The 2,559-nt window shown below is 49.0% G+C and carries 4 protein-coding genes; 2 read left to right on the top strand and 2 right to left on the bottom strand.

Features of this window, described 5'->3' with window-relative positions; genetic code table 11:
• Positions 1-191 (bottom strand): SDR family NAD(P)-dependent oxidoreductase (locus L691_RS0111320; protein ID WP_025690630.1); only part of this gene is annotated, 191 nt, incomplete at its 3' end.
• 40 nt (positions 192-231) lie between these two features.
• A complete protein-coding gene (locus tag L691_RS0111315) occupies positions 232-1,137 on the bottom strand; it encodes an SDR family oxidoreductase (RefSeq protein WP_036736680.1) in 906 nt (301 codons plus the stop codon).
• A 421-nt stretch (positions 1,138-1,558) separates the two neighbouring features.
• Here L691_RS0111315 and L691_RS34250 point away from each other — a divergent pair, with 421 nt between their 5' ends.
• Positions 1,559-1,651 carry a hypothetical protein gene (locus L691_RS34250; protein ID WP_408634745.1) on the top strand — a complete coding sequence of 31 codons (93 nt, stop codon included), beginning with the start codon at positions 1,559-1,561 and terminating at the stop codon, positions 1,649-1,651.
• Between the two features lie 274 nt (positions 1,652-1,925).
• Complete coding sequence (locus L691_RS0111310; protein WP_025690627.1) at positions 1,926-2,399, top strand: DUF2798 domain-containing protein; 474 nt, start codon at positions 1,926-1,928, stop codon at positions 2,397-2,399.
• Positions 2,400-2,559: the final 160 nt, after the last annotated feature.

Here is a 2,559-nt window from a genome sequence, read left to right as displayed (position 1 = left end):
GCTTGCACGGCAATTGCTTCGCCGCCACTTTGTCTAATACCGTTCACGACTTCTTCTGCTTTCGCTGGACTGCTTGCGTAATTCACAACGACCTTCGCGCCAGCCAAAGCCAACGTTTCGGCGATCTTCTTCCCGATGCCTCGAGATGCTCCTGTTACCAATGCTACTTTTCCTTCCAGCGTTTGAACCATTTTTGATCCCATCCTTTTTATAATTTGATATGATTCCGTCTTACATCACGGCCGATGCAGTAAGCAATTCATCTAAACCTATACGGCGAATGAATTCAATACGAACTTTCTCGGAAAGCTCCCTCACCTCTTCGGCACCGTCATTGACGAAATCGATGACAGCGCGAGCGGGGCGGCTGCCAGCTGGCAAGCTCACGATCCGAGCGACTTCGTCGGCCACGGCTTGAGGGTCGGCTTCGGGAGGTGTAAGGGCACTTAAACGTGCGCCGACCTCCTCGAGCAGGCCGTTGATCCGCTCGTACTCCGAAGAAGTCGCGTTGTCTTGCGGTCGGCCCGCGTTCGGGAAGTGAGAAGTCCCTTTCGTAAAGGCTCCCGGCACGACAAAGGACGTCTCAATACCGAACTTCGCGACTTCGTAGGCCATCGTCTGCGCTAGAGAGTCCATAGCCGCTTTCGCTGCGACGTAAGATCCAAGGAACGGAGGAAATCCGCCTCTTACAGTCGTGCTGCTGATCCAAAGCAGCAATCCGGATTGTCGCGCCCGCATGTACGGCAGTGCTGCGCGGTTGACTCGCTGTGAGCCGAGGACGTTCGTCTCGAACACATTCATGATTTCCTGCGGGATATAGGCTCCCACGACCCCGACGACGAGATGGCCGGCATTGTGCATGACTACATCAAGTTGACCTTGTTCTTCTACGACGGCTCGAACCGCTTGATCCGCCGAGGTTTGAGACAATACATCTAGCTCAATTGGCCTTAAAGTGTGCCCATGAGCCTCGGCATAATTGTAAAGTTCCTCCGCTTTCCTTGCGTTTCTACCGCTGATGTCGCGCATGCTGGCGTATACCGTATGTCCCTTTGCTGCCAATGCCTTCGCGGATAAATAACCGATTCCAGAGCTGGCTCCTGTAACAAGAACGACACTTCCTTCCTTCTTCACCATTATTCTCACATATCCTCTCTTGTCGATTTCAATATACACCTGACACATATCAAATGTCAAATAACAAAATTATAATATTGTCATTACATTCATCTCTCTCTTACTCTCCACTGATTAATTCAAGCCAAACAGCTTGACTAGCGCGAAACCTAAACCCGAGAGAAGGAGAGGACCGATCACATCGGCGGCGAACGACTTCCTGAGCAGTTTCCTCAAGTGGAGATGGGCCTCGCCATCGGCAAATAAACTGGATCTTGGTCTAGTGGAGGGGGATGTTACGATAACTGACCTTTATATGCTCTATATGGGAGATGAACTAGAGCGTTTAGCAACCAGTTCATCCAGCGAGCCGGGGCTTTAAGTTAGACGCTCTTATGTTTTTAACAGCAGCCAAGGGGTCAAAGAAGCAGTATCAGCTGGACTGGGTATTGCTATGCTGTCCCGATGGGTGATTCGAAAAGAAGTTGAGGCAGGAGAAATTATTGAAATCCCTATGAAGGGAACCCGACTTTAGTCCGGAATTTTTCTTTGATACGAACTAAAGAGGAATGTAACAACAATGGCTGTCCATGTTTTGTGGAAAGGCTTCTTTCCAAATCGCCTGCAATGGAAGCAAGATACTGTTATATAACCACCGTACCGTAACGGCTTCGCGCAAAGCCGCATGCGAAGATAGAGGCGAAATAAAATTGCATGACAAAAATGTATATTTGTCACTTGATATTTGTCACAAAGTTAGTTATATTGGATTCAACAAACAAATCTTATCGATAAAGGAGTTTTCACAAATGAGAATTCATGCCAAGTATCGTCAGCTTCTTTTCATTTCGTCGATGTCGATCACGTTAACGTTCATCATGTCCGGTATCATGACTTATGTACTCGAGGGCGGTTTAATCCCGCATTTCATGAGCGCATGGATGAAAGATTGGGGCATTGCTTTCGTGATCGCGTTCGGGCTTAACTTTTTCCTTCCGGTTAGAATTCGCCGCTTCGCAAACCGCTTTAAGAAAGGGCAGTTGGTTGTCTATGTATTCACGATTTCGTTCATCATGACTTTTATCTTGTCCTTTGTCTTGACTGCCGTAGCCATGCGCGGTTTTATCCCTGGATTTGCAGGCTATTGGATGGGAGCCTGGCGCGTCGCCTTCAGCATCGTCTTCGTATTAAATTTCTTCCTGCCACAATGGGTCGGCCGAATCGTCGGCACATTGATCATGAAACCCGCAAATACCTCTGTAATCACAGGCGTATCCGTGTAAATCCGACGAACAACTACTCCAGACGGTTTCCCTCCTCCTTCGGTCTACGGCATAAAGTTCAGGCCGCGCCGTCTCTTAAATACATATGGGGCTCTGGCGGCTGCGGTCAAAATGAAGATCGCTGCCGCCAGAGCTTAAGGCGGCGCCGCTTACTTGCGGC

The sequence above is a fragment of the Paenibacillus zanthoxyli JH29 genome (assembly GCF_000520715.1).
Classification (GTDB): Bacteria; Bacillota; Bacilli; order Paenibacillales; family Paenibacillaceae; genus Paenibacillus_AQ; species Paenibacillus_AQ zanthoxyli.
Note: the sequence above shows the minus strand (reverse complement) of the source record. Positions and strands in the feature narration are given on the sequence as shown.

Coding starts and splice junctions, on each gene's coding strand:
- L691_RS0111315 (WP_036736680.1), bottom strand. CDS start 1,137: ATGGTGAAGAAGGAAGGAAGTGTCGTTCTTGTTACAGGAGCCAGCTCT.
- L691_RS0111310 (WP_025690627.1), top strand. CDS start 1,926: ATGAGAATTCATGCCAAGTATCGTCAGCTTCTTTTCATTTCGTCGATG.